This window comes from Actinomycetospora sp. ABD4_176 (genome assembly GCF_056311855.1).
Window position 1 is genome coordinate 4,641,919 of record NZ_CM149974.1, and the last position, 18,361, is coordinate 4,660,279.

General features: G+C 73.7%; 19 protein-coding genes and 1 tRNA gene. 7 read left to right on the forward strand and 13 right to left on the reverse strand.

Features of this window, described 5'->3' with window-relative positions:
- Positions 1 to 75: 75 nt before the first annotated feature.
- Positions 76 to 567 carry a YajQ family cyclic di-GMP-binding protein gene (locus ACYX4T_RS22460; protein WP_476011466.1) on the reverse strand — a complete coding sequence of 164 codons (492 nt, stop codon included), beginning with the start codon at positions 565 to 567 and terminating at the stop codon, positions 76 to 78.
- 109 nt (positions 568 to 676) lie between these two features.
- On the opposite strand from ACYX4T_RS22460, the gene ACYX4T_RS22465 reads away from it, so the two are divergent.
- Positions 677 to 760 (forward strand) — tRNA-Tyr (locus ACYX4T_RS22465).
- Between the two features lie 287 nt (positions 761 to 1,047).
- On the opposite strand, the gene ACYX4T_RS22470 is transcribed toward ACYX4T_RS22465, so the two are convergent.
- Entirely contained in the window at positions 1,048 to 1,407 is a 360-nt protein-coding gene (locus ACYX4T_RS22470) for a bleomycin resistance protein (protein ID WP_476011467.1), read from the reverse strand.
- A 330-nt stretch (positions 1,408 to 1,737) separates the two neighbouring features.
- On the reverse strand, positions 1,738 to 2,103 hold the full coding sequence (locus ACYX4T_RS22475; RefSeq protein WP_476011468.1) for a VOC family protein: 366 nt from the start codon (positions 2,101 to 2,103) through the stop codon (positions 1,738 to 1,740).
- Here ACYX4T_RS22475 and ACYX4T_RS22480 point away from each other — a divergent pair.
- Positions 2,087 to 2,542, forward strand: a complete 456-nt coding sequence (locus tag ACYX4T_RS22480) for a GNAT family acetyltransferase (protein ID WP_476011469.1) — start codon at positions 2,087 to 2,089, stop codon at positions 2,540 to 2,542. The two genes, ACYX4T_RS22475 and ACYX4T_RS22480, sit on opposite strands and share 17 nt — an antisense overlap.
- Before the next feature lie 54 nt (positions 2,543 to 2,596).
- On the opposite strand, the gene ACYX4T_RS22485 is transcribed toward ACYX4T_RS22480, so the two are convergent.
- The 3 genes from ACYX4T_RS22485 to ACYX4T_RS22495 all read right to left on the reverse strand — a co-directional run bounded on the left by ACYX4T_RS22485 (position 2,597) and on the right by ACYX4T_RS22495 (position 4,733).
- Entirely contained in the window at positions 2,597 to 3,229 is a 633-nt protein-coding gene (locus ACYX4T_RS22485; protein WP_476011470.1) for a maleylpyruvate isomerase family mycothiol-dependent enzyme, read from the reverse strand.
- Positions 3,230 to 3,260: 31 nt separating this feature from the next.
- Complete coding sequence (locus ACYX4T_RS22490; protein WP_476011471.1) at positions 3,261 to 4,232, reverse strand: anti-sigma factor RsbA family regulatory protein; 972 nt, start codon at positions 4,230 to 4,232, stop codon at positions 3,261 to 3,263.
- Positions 4,233 to 4,409: 177 nt separating this feature from the next.
- Positions 4,410 to 4,733, reverse strand: a complete 324-nt coding sequence (locus tag ACYX4T_RS22495) for a P-II family nitrogen regulator (RefSeq protein WP_476011472.1) — start codon at positions 4,731 to 4,733, stop codon at positions 4,410 to 4,412.
- Between the two features lie 78 nt (positions 4,734 to 4,811).
- Here ACYX4T_RS22495 and ACYX4T_RS22500 point away from each other — a divergent pair, with 78 nt between their 5' ends.
- Entirely contained in the window at positions 4,812 to 5,573 is a 762-nt protein-coding gene (locus ACYX4T_RS22500; RefSeq protein WP_476011473.1) for an SDR family NAD(P)-dependent oxidoreductase, read from the forward strand.
- A 31-nt stretch (positions 5,574 to 5,604) separates the two neighbouring features.
- Here the strand turns inward: ACYX4T_RS22500 and ACYX4T_RS22505 are convergent, their stop codons facing one another.
- Positions 5,605 to 6,600: an aldo/keto reductase family protein gene (locus ACYX4T_RS22505; protein WP_476011474.1), complete on the reverse strand. Its 996-nt coding sequence runs from the start codon at positions 6,598 to 6,600 to the stop codon at positions 5,605 to 5,607.
- A 293-nt stretch (positions 6,601 to 6,893) separates the two neighbouring features.
- Between ACYX4T_RS22505 and ACYX4T_RS22510 the strand changes: the two genes are divergently transcribed.
- Positions 6,894 to 7,073, forward strand: coding sequence for a hypothetical protein (locus ACYX4T_RS22510; protein ID WP_476011475.1), 180 nt, complete (start codon positions 6,894 to 6,896; stop codon positions 7,071 to 7,073).
- A 7-nt stretch (positions 7,074 to 7,080) separates the two neighbouring features.
- On the opposite strand, the gene ACYX4T_RS22515 is transcribed toward ACYX4T_RS22510, so the two are convergent.
- From ACYX4T_RS22515 to ACYX4T_RS22540, 6 genes are all read right to left on the reverse strand, one after another.
- Positions 7,081 to 7,422, reverse strand: a complete 342-nt coding sequence (locus ACYX4T_RS22515; protein WP_476011476.1) for a helix-turn-helix domain-containing protein — start codon at positions 7,420 to 7,422, stop codon at positions 7,081 to 7,083.
- A gap of 62 nt (positions 7,423 to 7,484) precedes the next feature.
- Positions 7,485 to 8,909: an alpha/beta hydrolase gene (locus ACYX4T_RS22520; protein ID WP_476011477.1), complete on the reverse strand. Its 1,425-nt coding sequence runs from the start codon at positions 8,907 to 8,909 to the stop codon at positions 7,485 to 7,487.
- Positions 8,910 to 9,044: 135 nt separating this feature from the next.
- A complete protein-coding gene (locus tag ACYX4T_RS22525) occupies positions 9,045 to 10,244 on the reverse strand; it encodes a DUF2254 domain-containing protein (protein ID WP_476011478.1) in 1,200 nt (399 codons plus the stop codon).
- 65 nt (positions 10,245 to 10,309) lie between these two features.
- Positions 10,310 to 11,467, reverse strand: a complete 1,158-nt coding sequence (locus ACYX4T_RS22530; RefSeq protein WP_476011479.1) for a CaiB/BaiF CoA transferase family protein — start codon at positions 11,465 to 11,467, stop codon at positions 10,310 to 10,312.
- Between the two features lie 254 nt (positions 11,468 to 11,721).
- A complete protein-coding gene (locus tag ACYX4T_RS22535) occupies positions 11,722 to 13,878 on the reverse strand; it encodes a 3-hydroxyacyl-CoA dehydrogenase NAD-binding domain-containing protein (protein ID WP_476015349.1) in 2,157 nt (718 codons plus the stop codon).
- Positions 13,879 to 13,936: 58 nt separating this feature from the next.
- Positions 13,937 to 15,157: an acetyl-CoA C-acetyltransferase gene (locus ACYX4T_RS22540; RefSeq protein ID WP_476011480.1), complete on the reverse strand. Its 1,221-nt coding sequence runs from the start codon at positions 15,155 to 15,157 to the stop codon at positions 13,937 to 13,939.
- 144 nt (positions 15,158 to 15,301) lie between these two features.
- Here ACYX4T_RS22540 and ACYX4T_RS22545 point away from each other — a divergent pair, with 144 nt between their 5' ends.
- The 3 genes from ACYX4T_RS22545 to ACYX4T_RS22555 are packed head-to-tail and all read left to right on the forward strand — an operon-like array spanning position 15,302 to position 18,356.
- A complete protein-coding gene (locus ACYX4T_RS22545; RefSeq protein ID WP_476011481.1) occupies positions 15,302 to 17,077 on the forward strand; it encodes a GMC family oxidoreductase N-terminal domain-containing protein in 1,776 nt (591 codons plus the stop codon).
- Positions 17,074 to 17,772, forward strand: a complete 699-nt coding sequence (locus ACYX4T_RS22550) for an acetoacetate decarboxylase family protein (protein WP_476011482.1) — start codon at positions 17,074 to 17,076, stop codon at positions 17,770 to 17,772. The genes ACYX4T_RS22545 and ACYX4T_RS22550 overlap by 4 nt, the downstream gene beginning before the upstream one ends.
- Positions 17,769 to 18,356 carry a TetR/AcrR family transcriptional regulator gene (locus ACYX4T_RS22555; protein ID WP_476011483.1) on the forward strand — a complete coding sequence of 196 codons (588 nt, stop codon included), beginning with the start codon at positions 17,769 to 17,771 and terminating at the stop codon, positions 18,354 to 18,356. The genes ACYX4T_RS22550 and ACYX4T_RS22555 overlap by 4 nt, the downstream gene beginning before the upstream one ends.
- Positions 18,357 to 18,361 lie beyond the last annotated feature (5 nt).

Genomic DNA, 18,361 nt, shown 5'->3' on the forward strand with positions numbered 1-18,361 from the left:
CTGCGGGGCGCTCGCGACACCGGGCCCGTACCCGAGTAGGGCTCGGCCGGTGAAAACCCAGGTCAGGGGGCAGCGTCAGCGGTAGTTCGTGAACTGCAGGGCGATGTCGAAGTCGCGCTCCTTGAGCAGCGAGATCACGGCCTGCAGGTCGTCCTTCTTCTTGCCGGTGACGCGGAGCTGGTCGTCCTGCATCTGCGCCTGGATGCCCTTGGGGCCCTCGTCGCGGATGACCTTGGAGATCTCCTTGCCCTTGTCCTTGCTGATGCCCTGCACCAGCGAGCCGGTGACCTTGTAGGTCTTGCCCGACAGCGAGGGCTCCCCGACGTCGAACGCCTTCATCGAGATACCGCGCTTGATCAGCTTCTCCTTGAAGACGTCGATCGCCGCGGTGCAGCGCTCCTCGGTCTCCGCGCTGATGGTGATCGCCTCCTCCCCGGCCCACGACACGTCGGCGCCGGTGCCGCGGAAGTCGAAGCGCTGCGAGAGCTCCTTGCTCGCCTGGTTGAGCGCGTTGTCCACCTCCTGGCGGTCGACCTTGCTCACGACGTCGAACGAGGGGTTGGCCATCGTCGTCCTCCCTGACGTGTCGGCCGGGTGCGGCACGGGGCCCCGGCTGCGCGGCGGCCGGGCCCCGGCCTGTAGTCTTCCTGACGCTGTCCACGGGATGGCACACCCTGGCGGGTTGCCCGAGCGGCCAATGGGAGCGGACTGTAAATCCGTCGCGAAAGCTTCGAAGGTTCGAATCCTTCACCCGCCACCACCAGCCCCGTTGCCTCGCTGACCAGCGACGACGGGGCTGACTCATGATCAGGGCCGTGTCGGCTGTGACCGGCCCTGCGCGCGAGTACACGGCCTGTCCGCGGGCCGATCGTGGTCGGTCACTCGGGGTCGTTCCCGCGGAGCGCGTCCTCGATCCGTCGCCGGGCGACGTCCTCCTGGCCGATGCGCTTCGCGTCGACGCGCAAGCAGCACGCTGTGTCCCGGCGACCGCCGCCGGTCCGGAGCGCCGGCGCCGCCGTGGGCGCGTGCGATCTCCGGGAGGACGATTCAGCCGACGGACTCGCGGCCCAGTCGGACGAGGTTGCCGCTCGGGTCGGTGACGCGGAACTCGCGCATGCCCCACGGTTCGTCCCTGACCTCGGAGGCGGGGAGGCCGGCGCGCGCGAACTCCCACCGGAGCTCGTCGACCGCGGCGACGTGCAGGTAGCAGCCGGCCCGGTTCGTCGACGGATCGACGTCCGGAAAGTGTCCCAGGTGGATCACCTCGGCGCCCTGGTGACGAACGAACGCGTAGCCGCCTCCGGCGTACTCGTCGACCGTGAGGTGCGGGACGCGGGACCAGAACTCGACGGCCTCGGCCATGTCCCGCGCCGGGAGGATCGGCATCGCCACCACGTGATCGGCCATGGCCTCAGCGTGCACCCGCCGTCAGACCTCACGCGAGCAGGAATGAGCGGGGCGCTCGCCGCCCCACACCCCAGGCGACCTCCAGGGGACCAGGAACCCGGCGGGACGTACGCGGCCCATTCACAGGCGAGAGCCACGATCGCAGACACCGTCGCGGGACATGGCCGTTGCGAGCGCACACCCTCGATGTCGCGAAAGCTCCGAGGGTTCGCATCCTGAGACCCGCGACATCGAAACTCGTCGATCGCTGATCAGCGACGGCGGGGCACCCTCATCTCCGGTCCACCGATGGCCCGCCGTGCAGGATCCTCGTCCTCCCGATGCCCGCCCCTACATCTCGGCGAGGGAGAGGTTGTTGCGGTCGGGGTCGAGGAACCACGCGATCCTCGTCCCGCCCGGCGCGGTCCAGATGCCGCGCTCGTCCTGGCCCATGCCCTCGTAGCGCGTGAAGACCACGCCGCGCCCGGCGAGCTCGTCGACGGCGGCCGCGAGGTCGTCGACGCGCCAGCCGAGCACCGTGTACGGAGCGGGCGCCGGAACGGGCACCTCGGTGATCCGCAACATCGTCCCGCCGACGTCGGCGACGAGCGCGAACGGCCGCTCGTCGGCGAGCTCCAGCCCGAGCACGTCGCCGTAGAACTGCTGGGCGGCCTCGAGGTCGGAGACGCCGACGAAGCCCATGAGTCGTCCCTCCACGGCCCCAGCGTCCTCGGGGTCGCAAGACCCTCAGCCGACGATCTCGTGTGTCCGTGACCAGGAAAGCGATCACGGGGTAGGGCACCGGGCCGCGGTCCACCCGGACGCCGGCCTGCGGCGCGCGGTCGCCGGGCCGTCGTCGACGGTGCTGGCGGCGCTGGACGGCGAGCGGGTCGTCGGGACGGTGATGGTCGGGCACGACGGGCACCGGGGATGGCTCTACTACCTCGCGGTCGCCGATGACCGGCGCGGGCAGGGCGTGGGCCGGGAACTGGTCACCGCGGCCGAGCAGTGGCTCGCGGCCTCCGTGCCGAAGGTCCAGCTGATGGTGCGCGACGACAACGCCGCCGCCGTCGCCTTCTACCAGCGGCTCGGCTTCGTCCGTCAGGACACCGTCGTCCTCGGCCGTCGGATCGACGTCGGCCGCGAGCGTCCGTGATCGAAGTACCGGTACGGACACTGGACGTCAGCAACGGCACTTCGCTGACACCGGTCAGAGGCGCGCCGCGAGCTCGTCGATGCCGGGGCCGTCGAGGGCGTCGAGGCCGGTGCGGCGGCCCGTGGCGACGAGCAGCAGGTCCCCGGACGGTCCGCGCACCTCGTCGGCGCCCGCGCCGTGGGACCAGTCGGCGTCCGACGCCACCAGCCGCAGGCCGGCGAGGCGCTTCGAGGCGCCGTAGAACGAGGCGCCGAGGGCGTGGTCGAGCGCCGGGACCACGTGCTCCGCCGGCATCGGGTGCGGGACGGCCAGGGGCCGCGTGAGGTCCTGCCCGTGCACGAGGGCGTCGACGAGCGGGTCCGGGGGCTTGGTGCCGAGCGGCCGGCCGGTCCAGGTCGCCGACTCGCGGTACTGGGCCGCGAGCTCCGCCGGCGAGTACTCCGCGGCCCGCGCCCGGGACGTCCGGTCGATCATCCGATCTATGTCGAAGCGCGCCGCGACCATCGCGCGCACGGCCCCGAGCGGGGTGATCCGCGAGGTCAGCGTGAGGTGGGCGACGAGGGTCTTCACCGTCCAGCCGGCGCACAGCGTCGGCTGCGTCCACTGCTCGGGGGTGAGCGCGTCGATCACGTCGGCGAGACGCAGACGTTCGGCGGAGATCACGGCGTGCAGGTCGGCGGCGTCCACGGCGCGCTCCCTCGTCGGCGGGAGGCAGACGCTAGCGCGGGCCCCCGTCGCGGTACATCGTCATCCGCACCGTCGTGCCGCCGTCGCGGGTGCTCGACACGCGCACGAGGTCGCAGAGGCGGTGGGTCAGGAACAGGCCGTACCCGCGCCCGTCCTCGGGGTCCGGCGGGTAGCGCCCGACCAGCGGGTCCTCGATCCAGCCGCCGTCCTGGACCTCGGCGACCACCCGGTCGTCGGTGTGCCAGAGCGAGAGGATGCCGCGGCCCGCGGTGTGCACGACGGTGTTGACGGCGACCTCGTGGACGGCGAGGCACAGGTCGGCGACGCGGTCGGGCGCCATGCCCGTGCCCGCCGCGTGCTCGGCCACCGCGCGGCGCACGGCACGCGGGCCGTCCGGGGCGCCGAACACCAGCGTCTCGCCGAGCTCGGGCGGCTCGGGCAGCGCGCCGAGCACGGCCTCGGCGAGCTTGAGGGGGTCGCCGTACGTCGCGTTCTCCACCGGCAACCCGTCCTCGACGAGCAACGGGTGCGCGGCGCGCGCGTCGGCGGCGGTGTCCGCGTCGAGCCGGCGCAGGTCGTACGGGCAGAGCATCGTCACGGGCCGCGCGGCGAACGCGAGGTTGGTCAGCGCGTCGTGCTGCAGGTAGGCGGCGCGCTCGTCCGCGGGGCGGTCGGCCCACAGGCCCTGCCCGACCACGCGGGCGCGCCGCCCCGGGTGGCCGTCGACGAACTCGTGCAGCGCCGGGACCAGCCGCGCCGGATTGCGCCCGAGGCGCCGGACGTCCTGCAGGACCACGGCCGCGGCGTCCGCGCCCAGCGCGTCGCGGATCGGCCCCAGGTCCTCGGCGGGTAGCGCGATCACGACGGCCTCGTCGGCCTCGAGGCCCGCGCGCACGTGGTCGACCACGTCGGACACGAAGCGGGCCTGGTCGTCGTAGAAGAGGGCCGCGTGCTCGAACCCGGATGCGCCGGTGCGGCGATGACGCCCGACGGCGTCCGACACGTCACCACCCCCACACCATCACTCGATCGATGGCGTCGTCCCCCGGCAGGACGATCCTCGCCGCACCGCGTGCGCCGGCACAGCGAGTTCCGCCCAGCGGGCGGGGTCCTGCGGCGGACGGTCGTCGCGGTCGCGTGACCGCGTCGTCACGGGGCGGTCACAACGGGTCGCCGGCGCCTACACCGCGTCCTCGCCCCGCTCCCCGGTCCGGACCCGCAGGACGAGATCCAGCGGTGTCACCCAGAGCCGCCCGTCGGGGTGCACGACGGCGGCGATCTCGTCGACGACCCGGTCGACCAGCTCCTCGTGGACGATCGCCTCGATGCGCAGGCACGGCGCGAGCCCGTCCTCGACGACCTGCCCGCGCCGCAAGCTGCGCGGCCCGGACGCGCCGAGGGTGCTGACCTCCGCGATCGTCATCCCCAGCACCGCGTGCCGTTCCAGGGCGCGACGGACGTCCTCGAGCGCGTGGGGCGGGATCATGGCGTGCACCGTCTTCACCGCGCGTCCTCCCGTCGGTCGCCGTGACGCTACGGGCCCCCGGGCCCGGGTGCGAGAGCCTCTCCCTAGGCTGCCGCGGTGCCCGCGCAGACCCGCCCGGTCGTCCTCGTCCTCGGTGGCCGCAGCGAGATCGGGGTGGCGCTCGCGTGCCGCCTCGCCGCGTCCGGCCGCGCCGGCACGGTCGTGCTGGCCGCCCGCCGCGCGGGCGAGCTGGCGGCCGAGGAGGCGGCGGTCCGCAGCGCCGGCGCCGAGGTCGCGTCCGTGGAGTTCGACGCCGACGACCTCGCCGCGCAGGCCGGGGTGCTCGACGCCGTCGAGGCGGCGCACGGCCTGCCGGACACCGTGGTCCTCGCGTTCGGGATCCTCGGCGACCAGGCCCGCGCCGAGCGCGACGCCGCGCACGCGGCCGCCGTCGTGCACACCGACTACGTCGCGCAGGTCGCGGTGCTCACCGAGGTCGCGGCGCGGATGCGGGCGCGCGGATCGGGCGAGATCGTCGTGTTCTCGTCCGTGGCCGGGGTGCGGGTCCGGCGCGCGAACTACGTGTACGGCAGCGCGAAGGCCGGCCTCGACGGCTTCGCGTCGGGCCTCGCGGACGCGCTGCACGGCAGCGGCGTGCACCTCACGCTCGTGCGCCCGGGCTTCGTCATCGGGCGCATGACGGCCGACAGCGGCCTCGACCCGGCACCGCTGTCCTCGACACCGGGCCAGGTCGCCGACGCCACCGCCGACGCCCTGACCGACGGGCGCGACGTGGTCTGGGTGCCGGGCGCGCTCCGCCTGCTCTTCACCGCGATGCGCCTGCTGCCCCGCTGGGCCTGGCGCCGCCTTCCACGCTAGGTGCGCTGCTCACGAACGCCGGAGGCGCACCTCAGCGGTGGGTGATCTCGGCGGAGGCGCCGGGGCCGAGCTGCTGGCCGGTGACGGGGACGTCGCCGAGGGCCTCGTCGATGGCGGTGAGGGTGTCGGCGGTCAGCTCGATCCCGGCGGCCGCGGCGTTGGCGTGGACCTGCTCGGGCCGCGAGGCGCCCACGATCGCCGACGCCAGCTCGGGGCGGCGCAGGACCCAGGCCAGCGCCATCTCGGCCATCGACAGCCCCGCGCCCTCGGCGATCGGGACCAGGCGCTGCACGGCCTCGAGCGTGCGGTCGGTCAGCTTCTGGCGGATGAACCCGTTCATCTCGTCGCTCGCCGCCCGCGAGTCGACGGGCACCGGCTCGCCGGGTCGGTACTTGCCGGTGAGCACGCCCTCGGCCATCGGCGACCAGACGATGTTCGAGATGCCGTGCTCGGCGGTCGTCGGGAAGACCTCGGCCTCCGGGGCGCGCCACAGCATCGAGTACTGCGGCTGCGAGGACACGATCGTCACGTCGTCCGGGCACGCCGCGAGGCCCGCGCGGATCTGGTCGGGCGTCCACTCGCTGATTCCGAGGTAGCGCGCCTTGCCCGCGCGCACGACCTCGGCGAGCGCTTCCATGGTGTCCTCGATCGGCGTCTCGGCGTCGAAGCGGTGGCACTGGTAGAGGTCGACGTGGTCGGTGGCGAGCCGCTGCAGCGAGGCGTCGATCTGCCGGTGGATCTGGGCGGGCGAGAGTCCCCGGTCGGTGCTCGACATCGGGAAGTAGACCTTGGTGGCGAGCACGTAGTCCTCGCGCCGGTAGTCCGCGAGGATCCGACCCCAGGCCTCCTCGGCCGCCCCGCGGCCGTAGACGTTGGCGGTGTCGAAGAACGTGATGCCCGCGTCGAACGCGGCCCGCGTGCAGGCCGCCGTCGCGTCGGCCTCGACGCCGCCGGAGTAGGTCAGCCAGGAGCCGAGGGAGATCTCGGACACCTGCAGGTCGCTCGAACCGAGCTGGCGATGGCGCACGACCCGTACCGTAGGTCCGCATGCCGGTCGCGGCCTGCGCAGAGATCGACACGACTGGTCGCCGGAAATACTCCGCCGATCGGCGCACGAGATCGACCGCCTGACGCAGTCCGCTGTGGCCGACGTGTGAATTGGCGCGACAGCGGGTTCCGCGCCCGGGCCCGACTGGCACGATGGGACGCACGAGCTCGCGAGCGGCCCCGACGCCGGACGGCACCGATGCCACGACGTCGTGCAGGTCGCCCCCGGAGCACAGCCCGGGTCCTCGCTCCACCGAACGTCGTAGGGGTTTCGTGAACGTGTTGCTGGCGCCGTTGCGCCCTCTGGCCGATGTCCTCGACCTGACCGCGGAGGCCGTCGCCGCCGTGGGCACCGTGTCGGTGGCCGCCCTCGGGCTGGTGCTGACGCGGCTCGAGCCGTCGGACGAGTCGCCGCGCCTGCAGGCCGTCCGGGCCCGTCACCCGCAGACCTGAGCAGGGCTCACGCCTGGGGGGCCGAGTCCTTCCGGTCGCGCAGCAGCTCGTTGAGCGTGCGCAGCTCGTCGCGGATCTCGGTGAGCAGCCCGGGGATCTCGTGGCTGCGCTCCCAGTGCGGGGTGACGTCGATCCCGAGCTCGCCGAGCTCGCGCTCGTAGAGCTCCGCGAGCAGCGTGCGGTACGGCTCGTCGGGAACGGTGCCGTTCTCCCAGCGCGAGAGCTGGGTCTTCAGGCTCGCGGCGCTCGCGACGTCGATCCGGCCCTGCTCGGCGAGCTCGCGCAGTCGGGCCACGGCCGTGGTCTGCGACCACCCTCGATCACGGCGGGCATCGCGCAACGAGACCACGCGGTCACAGTAGACGACCGGTCCGGCGGGGGTCGGTGAGGCTGGAGCTGTCCAGGAACCGTCTAGGACGGCCCGCGACGGGGCGAGCGCGTCGCTCGCTTGGGGGCCGGCAGCCGCGACGACCGCCTCGTGCTCCCCGCGTTCTTCGTGGGGTCCGAGTTCTCCGAGTTATCAGTGTTCTCCGTGTTCGTCGTGCCCTCCGCCGCCGTCCCGTTACCCCCGCCGCCCTCCGGCGCCTCCGACGGCGCGGCCGGCGCGGGCTCCTCGCGCGGTGCCGGCCGCAACGTCTCCGCCCCGGACCGCGACCGCGAGCGCGCCGGACGCAGCACCCGCCGGCCGGTCGGGCTGCCGCCCTCGACCGCGTCGGGCGGGTCGTGACGGCCCAGGAAGGCGCACAGGCGCGCCCACGTCGTGTCCTTCGCCGCCCGGCCGGTGAGCACGCCGAGATGGCCGCCGGGCGCCGTCGTGAGCCGGGTGCCGGCGCCGAGCAGCCGGCGGGCGCCGGCCCGGACGGCGCGGGGCGGGACGACCCGGTCGGTCTCGCCGGCGACAAGCAGCACGGGGCGGTGCAGGTCGCGCAGGTCGACGACGCGGTGCCCGACCGGGACGCGGCCGGCCTCCAGGTCCTCGGGGTCGACCATCGCGCGGAAGTAGGTGCCGACGTACCGGGCCTGCTCGCCGATGAGGGCCCGCACGTCGTCGACGGCCTCGATCTGTGCGAGGAAGTCGCGGTCGTCGAGACGGGTGATCATCGTCAGCGGCGCCGTGAGCAGCTCGTCGAGCGAGCCCAGCCCGAGCGCGCGCAGCAGGCGCGGCAGCGGCATGAGCGCCAGCAGCGTCTGCAGGGTCGCCAGCACCGGCCCGCCCGCGGCGATCGCCAGCGGGCGCGCCCGGACCACCGGGGGCACCTCATCGAGCACGAACGGCGTCGCGATCCCCGTGACCGAGGCGAGCGGGAGGTCGGGGTGCCCGGCCGCGGAGAGCACCGCGTGCAGACCGCCGATCGACCAGCCGACCAGGTGCACCGGGGCACCCCCGTGCGCGGCGCTCACCGTCCGTACGACGTGGGGGAGGATCTCGTCCACCCAGCGTTCGAGGTCGGCGGGGCCGGGGGTGATCGCCCCGCCGTGGCCGACGAGGTCCTCGTCGTCGACCTGGTACACCGACCGTCCCTCACCGACGAGGTGCTCGACGAGGCTGTTGCCGCGCCGCAGGTCGAACGCCACCCCGCAGGCGCCCAGTGGCGACACCAGCACCACCGGCGCGCCCCGCAGCCGCGCCGTGGGGTGCACGGCGTAGCGGTAGGTGCTCACCGAGCCCGCGCGCGCCAGCCCGTGCGCGCGACCGACGCCCTCGAGGCCGGCCTCGCCCGGCCCGGTGTCGAACGCGGTGCGGGGCATGCGGCGCAGGTCCGCGAACGGGCCCTCGAGCACCCGCGCGCGCATGTTGCCCACGGCGCGCCACGCCCCGGCCGGGGTCAGGATCACGCTGCCTCCCCGTTGTGCTCCGCGCTCGTGCGCACCGGGAGCGCCCCGGCGCGGACACCGCCTACCCGTGCGAGCCTAGGCGCCGGACCCCGCCCGAGCAGCATGATCGCTCGCGGGGGCGCGGGAGCGGCCGGCTCACTCGGCGGGCCGGAGCGCCCGCCGTCCCGCGGCGACGGCGTCGGCGTGCTCCGGCAGAGCCGCCCGGGCGAGGTCGCCGAGCATCCGGTCCAGGCGCTCGGGGATCTGGGGCAGGTCGCGCCCGAAGAACGCGATCTCCCGCACGGCGAGCTCGGTCAGCTCGGCGACCGACCAGCTGGGCACCTCGAGCCGGGTCACCCCGTCCCGGTCGCCGTGACGGTCGGGGCGCCACGGGCGTGTGACCAGGTGGCGCAGCAGGTCGTGGATCGCGTCGATCGCCTGGGCGCAGGTCGTCGGGTCGTTGATGCTCGGCGAGAGAGCCTTGATCGCGATGTCGACCAGCTGGCGGAAGCCGAAGGCGACGTCCTGGTCCATCGACCGCTCGATGCCCTGCACGGCGCCGCGCGCGTACGCCGCCGGATCGGCCGCGGGGGCGGAGGCGTCGCGATACACCGTCATCAGGGGAGCGCCGGCGGGCACGAAGTCGCCGACGCGGACGGCCACCGCCACCCGGACACCGTCGGCGGCGGCACGACCGGCCACCGCGTCCTCGTCCACCCGCAGCAGGGGCCCGGCGCGCGACGCCGTGATCAGCTGCTCCTGGCCCTTGCGGGACAGGGGGGCGAGCGGGGTCGCGGGCTCGCGCGGGACGCGGGCCTCGATGAGGCGCCGGGCCTCGTCGGCGATCCGGCGGATGATCGACGAGACCTGGATGAAGTGGACGACGTGGTGGATGTAGTAGATGAACTGCGCGACCGCGGCCAGGATCAGCAGGAACGAGCCGGTGACGGCGATGCGGGGGACGAAGGCGTCCGCGGTGTTGGTGCCCTGGACCTCGCGCAGGACGAACAGGGCGTAGACGAACGTCGCGATGAACAGCCCCAGCGACCACTGGATGGCGTGGTCGCGCAGGAACTGGCGCAGCACCCGGGGCGAGAACTGCCCGCTGGTCAGCACGAGCACCACGACCGTGATCGAGAAGACCAGACCGGTGAAGGAGATCATCGCGGTGATGACGGCGCCGAGGAAGCTCCGCGCCCCCTCGGGCGGACCGGGGAACAGGAGCCGTGTGGGCTCGTCCCCGGCCAGCCGGTCGACGCGGACGAGAGCGAAGGCGGCCACCAGGGCGGCGAGCCCGCACCCCGCGGGGCGTATCCAGAAGGTCCGGTCGGGGCGTCGCGACAGGGTGGCTCTCACCAGGCGATGACAACAGACGATCGGTCGCCGCGCGGGGACACGAGGTGCGTCCGCCCCGTCCGGCGTCAGCTCGGGGTCTGGTGGACGACCCCCGCCTCCTGCAGCTTCGCGATCCGGTCCCGGTCGACGCCCCAGTCCGCGAGCGCCTCCGTCGAGTGCTCGCCGGGCGCCGCGGGCGGGGTCGGCGTGCCGCTCGGGGTGCGGCTGAAGCGCGGGGCGGGCGCGGGCTGCGTGACCCCGAACGCCTCGACGTGCAGGCCCCGCGTCTTGTTGTGCGGGTGCTCGACGGACTCCTCCATCGTGAGCACGGCCGCGACGCAGGCGTCGGTCGACTCGAGGTCGGCGGCCCACTCGTCGCGGGTGCGGGTCGCGAACACCTCGGCGATGCGCGCCCGCCACTCCGGCCAGCGGCGCATGTCCCACTGGTTGGTGGCGATCTCCTCGCCCTCCAGCCCCAGGCCCTGCATCAGCGCGGCGTAGAACTGCGGCTCGAGGGCCCCGACGGCGACGTAGCCGCCGTCCGCGCAGCGGTAGTGGTCGTAGAACGGCGCGCCGCCGTCGAGGAGGTTGGCGCCGCGCTCGTTCGGCCACAGCCCGCCCGCGCGCATCCCGTAGACCATCGCCATCTGCAGCGCGGCCCCGTCGACGATCGCGGCGTCGACGACCTGCCCGCGTCCCGACGTCCCGCGCTCCACCAGTGCCCCGAGCACGCCGACGACCAGCAGCATCCCGCCGCCGCCGAAGTCGCCGACGAGGTTGATCGGGACCGCCGGCGCCCCGTCCCGACCCGCCATGTGCGCGACGACGCCGGCCGTCGAGAGGTACGTCAGGTCGTGCCCGGCGCGCGAGGCCTGCGGGCCGTCCTGGCCCCAGCCGGTCATGCGGCCGTAGACGAGGCGCTCGTTGCGGGCGTGGCAGTCGTCGGGACCGAAGCCGAGGCGCTCGGCGACGCCGGGGCGGTAGCCCTCGAGCAGCACGTCGGCGGTCTCGACGAGGTCGAGGAGCACGGCGAGGCCGTCGGGCGACTTGAGGTCCAGGGCCACCGACCGCCGCCCGCGGGCGAGGACGTCCTTGTCGGTGTTGCCGAGCGAGAGCCCGCGCCCCCCGGCGGGGCGGTCGATGCGCAGCACGTCGGCGCCCATGTCCGCGAGCATCATTGCCGCGAACGGGCCGGGCCCGATCCCCGCGACCTCGATGACCTTGACGCCGTCCAGCACACCCATGGGGCCCTCGTCCTCCTCGTCGTGGGGCGATCGGGGCCGAGCGTACGAGACAGTCAGGACTGACGGTATGGGTGCGCGCCCGATGTGAGCGAAGGGCACCTTGGCTCGTATAGATGGGCGAGGGGCGCCCTTCGCCAGCGGCGAGCCGGTCGTGGCCCCGACCCCGAGTACGACCGAAGGGCACCCTCGCTCGCAAGAGTCGAGCGAAGGTGCCCTTCGGTCGGTACGTCACCCGGGGCCACCCCGGTCGGGCCTCACTCCCCGCGCAGGGATTGGCCCTTCTCCGCCTTCTCGACCAGCGAGGCCGGCGGGTTGAAGCGGTCGCCGTAGGCCTTGGCCAGGATGCGGGCCCGCTCGACGAACCCGGGCAGGCCGCCGGGGTAGCCGTCGATGTACTGCGCCACGCCGCCGGTCCAGGCCGGGAAGCCGATGCCCATGATCGAGCCGATGTTGGCGTCGGCGATGGTGTGCAGGACACCCTCGTCGAAGCACTTCACGGTCTCGAGGGCCTCGGCGAAGAGCATGCGCTCCTGCATGTCCTCGAACGGCAGGTCGCCCTGGGCGGCGCCGAACTCCTCGACCAGGCCGGGCCACAGGCGCGTGCGCTTGCCCGACTCGTCGTACTCGTAAAACCCGGCGCCCGAGGAGCGGCCCTTGCGGCCGAGCTCGACCATCCGGTCGATGATCGCCTCGGAGGGGTGCTCGTTCCAGGTGCCGCCGGACTCCTCGACGCCGCGCCGGGTCTCCTGGCGGATCTTCTGCGGCAGCGTCAGGGTCAGCTCGTCCATCAGCTGCAGCGGCGGGGCCGGGTAGCCGGCCTGCGACCCGGCCTGCTCGATCGACGACGGCGCGGCGCCCTCGCCGAGCATCGCCACGGCCTCGTTGATGAACGTGCCGATGACGCGGCTGGTGAAGAACCCGCGGCTGTCGGAGACGACGATCGGCGTCTTCTTGATCTGCAGCGCGATGTCGATCGCCTTGGCGAGCGTCGCGTCGCTGGTGCGCTCGCCCTTGATGATCTCCAGGAGCGGCATCTTGTCGACCGGCGAGAAGAAGTGCAGGCCGATGAAGTCCTCGGGGCGGTCGACGCCCTCGGCGAGGCCGGTGATCGGCAGCGTCGAGGTGTTCGAGCCCAGGACGGCGTCGGGCGCGAGGTGCGGCAGGATCTCGGCGAAGACCTGCTTCTTGAGATCGGGGCTCTCGAAGACGGCCTCGATGACGAGGTCGGCGCCCTGGGCGGCGGACGCGTCGGCGGTCGCCGTGATGCGCCCGAGCACCTCGTCGGCCTTCTCCTGGGTGGACTTGCCGCGCGAGACGGCCTTCTCCAGGAGCTTCTGCGAGTAGCCCTTGCCCTTGTCGGCGTTCTCCTGGCTGACGTCCTTGAGGACGACCTCCAGCCCCGCCATGGCGCAGGTGTACGCGATGCCCGCACCCATCATCCCGGCGCCGAGCACGACGACCTTGCGCGCCGTGTGCTTCTCGTAGCCGTCGGGGCGCGAGGCGCCCTTGTTGATGGCCTGCAGGTCGAAGAAGAACGCGCGGGTCATGTTCGTCGACACCTGGCCGCAGGCGAGGTCGGCGAAGTAGCGCGACTCGATCTTCGCGGCGTTGTCGATGTCCACCTGCGAGCCCTCGACGGCCGCGCACATGATGTTGTACGGCGCGGGCATCGGGGCGTTCTTGAGCTGCTTGCGCAGGTTGGCCGGGAACGCGGGCAGGTTCGCCGCGAACTTCGGCGTCGACGGCGTGCCGCCGGGAATCTTGTAGCCCTTGACGTCCCACGGCTGCGCGGCCTCGGGGTTGTCCTTGACCCACTGCTTGGCGCGGGAGATCAGCTGGTCGGGGCTGTCGACGACCTCGTGCACGAGGCCCGCCTCGAGCGCGGCCTTCGGGTTGCGCTGCTGACCCTGCAGCAGCACGTTCATCAGGCCGTCGGCCAGACCGAGCAGGCGCACGACGCGCACGACGCCGCCGCCGCCGGGCAGCAGGCCGAGGGTGACCTCGGGCAGGCCGATCTTCGAGCCCTTGGCGTCGAGGGCGATGCGGTGGTGGGTGGCCAGGGCGATCTCGAGGCCGCCGCCGAGGGCGGCGCCGTTGATCGCGGACACCACCGGCCGCCCCAGGGTCTCCAGGCGGCGCAGCAGCGCCTTGATGGCCTGGGTCTGGTCGAAGACCTTCTGCGCGTCGGCGCGGGTGTACTTGACGAGGTCGTCGAGGTTGCCGCCCGCGAAGAAGGTCTTCTTCGCCGAGGTCAGCACGACGCCGGTGATCGACTCCTTCTCGGCCTCGAGGCGGTCCAGCGTCGCGGCGAGGTCCTCGCCGAAGCGCTGGTTCATCGTGTTGGCCGAGGCGTCCGGGTCGTCCATCGTCAGCGTGACGATGCCGTCCCCGTCGGCCTCCCACCGGAACATGTTCTCGGACACTGCGCTCCTGGCTCCTGTTCGCTGGTCGGGGTTCCGGAGGGGTGGGTCAGACCCGCTCGATGATGGTCGCGACGCCCATGCCGCCGCCGATGCACAGCGTCACGAGCGCGCGGCGCAGGTCGCGGCGCTCGAGCTCGTCGACCATGGTCCCGACGAGCATCGCGCCGGTGGCGCCCAGCGGGTGGCCGAGCGCGATCGCGCCGCCGGCGACGTTGGTGCGCTCGTGCGGGAAGCCGAGGTCGCGCATCAGCTTCATCGGCACGGCCGCGAACGCCTCGTTGATCTCGAGGAGGTCGATGTCGTCGACGGTCATGCCGGCCTTGGCCAGGACCTTCTCGCAGGCCGGCGTCGGGCCGGTCAGCATGATCGTCGGGTCGGCGCCGGAGACGGCGGTGGCGACGATGCGGGCGCGCGGGGTGAGGCCGTTCTGCTTGCCGGCCTCCTCGGTGCCGAGCAGCACGAGCGCGGCGCCGTCGACGATGCCCGAGCTGTTGCCCGGGTGGTGCACGTGGTTGATCGCCTCGACCCAGTGGTACTTCTGCAGCGCCACCGCGTCGAAGCCGCCCATGTCGCCGATGCCGGCGAACGACGGCTTGAGGCCGGACAGGCCCTCCATCGTGGTCTCGCGGACGTGCTCGTCGTGGTCGAGCACGGTGAGGCCGTTGCGGTCGACGACGGGGACGATCGAGCGGTCGAACGCGCCGTCGGCCCACGACTTGGCGGCACGGGTCTGCGACTCGAGCGCGTAGGCGTCGACGTCCTCGCGGGCGAAGCCCTCGAGGGTGGCGATGAGGTCGGCGCCGATGCCCTGCGGGACGAACGAGGTCGTGAAGTTGGTCTCCGGGTCCATCGCCCAGGCGCCGCCGTCGGAGGCCATCGGGACGCGGGACATCGACTCGACGCCGCCGGCGACGATGAGGTCCTCGAAGCCGGAGCGCACGCGCTGGCCGGCCTGGTTCACGGCCTCGAGGCCCGACGCGCAGAAGCGGTTGAGCTGGACGCCGCCCACGTGGTCGGGCAGGCCCGCGGCGATCGCGGCGGTCTTCGCGATGTCGCCGCCCTGGTCGCCGACGGGGGTGACGCAGCCGAGGACGACGTCCTCGATCTTGTCGGGGTCGAGCTCCGGGTTGCGCTTGCGCAGCTCGTCGATCAGGCCGACGACCAGCGACACCGGCTTGGTCGCGTGCAGCGAACCGGTGGCCTTGCCCCGGCCGCGCGGGGTGCGGAGGGCGTCGTAGATGTATGCCTCTGAGCGGGAGGTGGTCACGGGTGTGTCCCTTCGCAGGTGCGAGCCGACTGCTCTCAACAGTCATCATGGACTGTTTTGTGCTGCTGTCAACGTGCCCTACTGGCCAGTAGGGAGGCCCGGGTCTCGTTGACACGCTGCCAACGGCTCGCGATGGTGAACGCCGTGGCGCAGACGGCGGATCCGCAGGTCGACCCGGACTACGACGTGATCGTGGTGGGCTCCGGCTTCGGCGGCTCGGTCACCGCGCTGCGCCTCACCGAGAAGGGCTACCGCGTCGGCGTGCTCGAGGCCGGCCGCCGCTTCGCCGACCGGGACTTCCCCGCCACGTCGTGGCAGCTGCGCGACTACCTGTGGGCGCCCTGGGCCCGCTGCTTCGGGATCTTCCGGGCCGACCCGCTGCGCGACGTGCTCGTCCTGTCCGGCGCGGGCGTGGGCGGCGGCTCGCTGGTCTACGCCAACACGCTCTACCGCCCGCCGCGCTCCTTCTACGACGACCCGCAGTGGGGCGGCATCACCGACTGGGCCGACGAGCTCGACGCCCCCTACGACCAGGCGTCCCGGATGCTCGGCGCCACCACCTACCCGCGGGTCTCGCCGTCGGACGCCGTCATGCGCGACGTCGCTGAGGAGATGGGCGTCGGGCACACCTACCGGGCCGCCGACGTGGGCGTCTTCTTCGGCGCGCCGCCCGGGCAGGAGGTGCCCGACCCCTACTTCGGCGGCGCCGGCCCCTCGCGCCACGGCTGCCTCCACTGCGGCGAGTGCATGACGGGCTGCCGCCACGACGCCAAGAACACGCTGGTGAAGAACTACCTGCACCTCGCCGAGGCCGCCGGGGCGCAGGTGCTGCCGATGACGACGGTGACGCGCATCCGCCCGCGCGGCGGCGACCTGTCCGGGGCGTCGGGCTACGAGGTCGAGGTGCGCGCCACCGGGCGTCCGGGCGGGCGGCGCACGCTGCGGGCGCAGCAGGTGGTCGTCGCCGCCTCGGCGCTCGGCAGCCAGCGGCTGCTGCACCGGCTGCGCCGGCGCGGCGACCTGCCCCGCATCTCCCCGCGGCTGGGCGAGCTCTCGCGCACCAACTCCGAGGCGATCCTCGCCGCGCGGACCGCGAGCGACGTCGCCGACTACACCACCGGCGTCTCGATCACCTCGTCGATCCACCCCGACGCGCACACCCACGTCGAGCCCGTGCGCTACGGGCGAGGCTCCAACCTGCTCTCGCTGCTCTCGGCCGTCCTCGTCGACGGCACCACCGCGGCGGGCGACGCGACGCTCGGCGAGCGCGGTCCGTCGCTGCGGCGCATCGCCCGCGCGCTGGTGCGCTCGCGGCGCGAGCTGGCCGCGCTGCACCGGCCGCGGCGCTGGGCCGAGCAGTCGATCGTGCTGCTGGTGATGCAGACGCTGGACAACTCGCTGACGCTGCGCCCGCGCCGGTTCCTGCGCGGCTTGCGCTCGCGGCCGGGCGAGGGCACCCCGAACCCGGCGTGGATCCCGGCGGGCCACGAGGTCGCGCGCCGTGTGGCCCGGCGGATGGGCGGCTTCCCGGTCGGCGCGAGCTCGACGCTGGTGAACCTGCCGGTGACCGGCCACTTCCTCGGCGGCGCGGTGATCTCCGCGACCGCCGACACGGGCGTGGTCGACCCCTACCACCGGCTGCACGGGCACCCCGGCGTCCACGTCGTCGACGGGTCGAGCGTGCCGGCGAACCTCGGGGTGAACCCGTCGCTGACCATCACCGCGCTCGCCGAGCGCGCGATGTCGCTGTGGCCCAACCGCGGCGAGCCCGACCCGCGGCCCGCCCCGGGCGAGTCCTACCGCCGCGTTGCGCCCGTCGCGCCGCACCGCCCTGCCGTGCCCGCCGACGCCCCCGGGGCCCTGTGGAGCGGGAGCACCACCACCGACCTGCCCAGCCCGAGGATCGGAGCACCGACATGACCTCCTACCCGCCCGAGCCCTGGACCCTCGTCGGCCGGATGGACCTGTCGACCTTCCTCGTGCCGACGGACACCCTGCCCACCGCGACCTGGCCCGACGGCTGGTCGCCGCTCGCGCTCGGCGGCCGCACGCCGGTCGGGGCGGCCTGGGTCGACTACGCGCCAGGCGGGGTCATGAGCTACCGCGAGCTGCTGGTCGCGGTCGCCGGTCGCGTGGGGGTGCGCGTGCGCCCGCACATCGTCGCGATCTGGGTCGACAGCCCGGCGTCGCGCGACGGGGGGCGCGAGCTCTGGGGCATCCCGAAGGGGCTCGCGAGCTTCACGGGCGTCGACGAGGGCACGCCGAGCATCACCGTCGAGGGCGCCGAGCGCCCCGCCGCCCGGGCCGTCCTGCGCCGCGGGACGCGCCTGCCCGGCCGCCCGCGCGTCGGGTTCACGCTGGCCCAGGACCTCCACGGGCGGCTCTGGCAGAGCCCGGTGACGAGCCGCAACGGCATCGGCCTGCTCCGCGCCGACTGGACGTTCGACCCCGACGGCCCCCTGGGCTTCCTCGCCGGCCACCGCCCGCTGCTCTCGGCGACCCTCCACGACTTCGCCATGTCCTTCGGGATGACGCCCCACGACCGCGAGCGATGCGGCATCGCTGGCAACAGTCGCCAGGATCGCCACACGCTCGGGTCGGCGACACGCCGATGACCGCCCCCGCTCGCGGCCGGCGTCTCGACCCCGACGCGCGCCGCGAGGAGATCGTCGCCGGCGCCCTGCGCCTGTTCGCCGAGCACCCGTACGCCGCGGTCTCGACCACCGACCTCGCCCGCGAGGCCGGCGTCGCGCGCGGGCTGATCAACCACTACTTCGGCACCAAGCGGGCGCTCTACCTCGAGGTCGTGCGGCGCCTGACGACGATCCCCGAGGTCGCGGTCTCCGAGCTCCCGCCCGGCACGGTCGAGGAGCGCGCCGGCGCGGCCGTGGACTGGTTCCTCGACGCCGTCGACCGTCACCGCGGCCTCTGGCTCTCCGTCGGCACGGGGGCGGCCGGGGACATCGACGTCGACGCGATCCTCGCCGAGGCCGACGAGATCGCCGCCGACCGCGTCCTCGCCGCGCTCGCGCCCGACGCGCCCGACGACCCTTACCGGGCGCGCGTGCGCTCGTTCTTCGGCCTGGTTCGCTCGGCGTCCCGGGAGTGGTTGGTCCGCGGCACGCTCGACCGCGCCGGCACCCGCGCGCTGCTCGTCGACGTCCTCCTCGCGGTGCTCGACCGCGACAGTCAGGTTTGACCGTT